Origin of the sequence: Vibrio sp. 1727 (assembly GCF_033344415.1) — a bacterium.
Lineage (GTDB): Bacteria > Pseudomonadota > Gammaproteobacteria > Enterobacterales > Vibrionaceae > Vibrio > Vibrio alginolyticus.
This window is the reverse complement of the sequence record NZ_JAWPOT010000147.1, coordinates 1-859: the sequence shown is the minus strand read 5'-3', so window position 1 is coordinate 859 and position 859 is coordinate 1. Positions and strand designations below refer to the sequence as shown.

Annotated in this window: 1 protein-coding gene; it reads left to right on the top strand. The window is 39.7% G+C overall.

Features of this window, described 5'->3' with window-relative positions; all coding sequences use genetic code 11:
- Nucleotides 1–540: 540 nt before the first annotated feature.
- A partial coding sequence (locus tag R8O10_RS24425) for an Arm DNA-binding domain-containing protein (RefSeq protein WP_318191846.1) occupies nucleotides 541–859 on the top strand: 319 nt, incomplete at its 3' end.

The window sequence follows — 859 nt, the reverse complement described above, 5'->3', positions numbered from 1 at the left end:
GAAATTATCTATAAGTGCAATTTAAGTTACTTATGGTTGGTTTGCGAGTTTAATACCTCTCTTTGTTCTCTATGAGAGATATTTATCAGCCAGAACGACATATTTGGCAACAGCGTAGTATTCGGATTAGTATTGGAAGAAGGCAGAGAAGAGTGCGTGATTGGGGCTTACCTGACCCATTACCTGACCCAAAATCGTCAGGTACAAAAAAAGGTTAGTAAACACTACGCTTACTAACCTTCTGGAATTTGGTGGCCCCTCCCAGACTTGAACTGGGGACCAATCGATTATGAGTCCTACCAGGTTCATTTTTACGAGTATGCAATGCTTGGTAATTTCTATTAAATTCAAATGTTTATCTGTTTGTCTTTGTTGCGTTAGTTTGCATTGATTTTCATGTCACTTTTCTCTTGTCTGACCCATTACCTGACCTAGCTTTGCTTAGGTAGGAAGTTTGTCAATATCATTTTTGGCTGCTTTTAGGTTATGCCTGTTGACCTAGAAAGTTAACTTCGCCAAAAAAGACAAGAGAAAATCAGAATGTTAACTGTTACTAAAATTCAATCCGCGACCAGTCGTAAAAATTCCTATTATCTCTGGGATCAGTCAGGTCAACGAGGTATAGGGCGTTTGGGTGTAAAAATTTTCACTAGTGGGAAAAAGCAGTTCGTGTTTCGCTACTACCAGCAACAGAAAGAAAAATTTATCTCAATCGGTTTATTCAGTACACGTGCTGGCAGTATGACTCTTACAGAAGCTCGCGAGAAAGCCCAGGTCTTCTCACAACTGTTGCTCGGCGGAAAAGATCCTAAATTGCATCTTGAACAACAAGAGAGCGAGCAGAAAAAAATTGATGCAG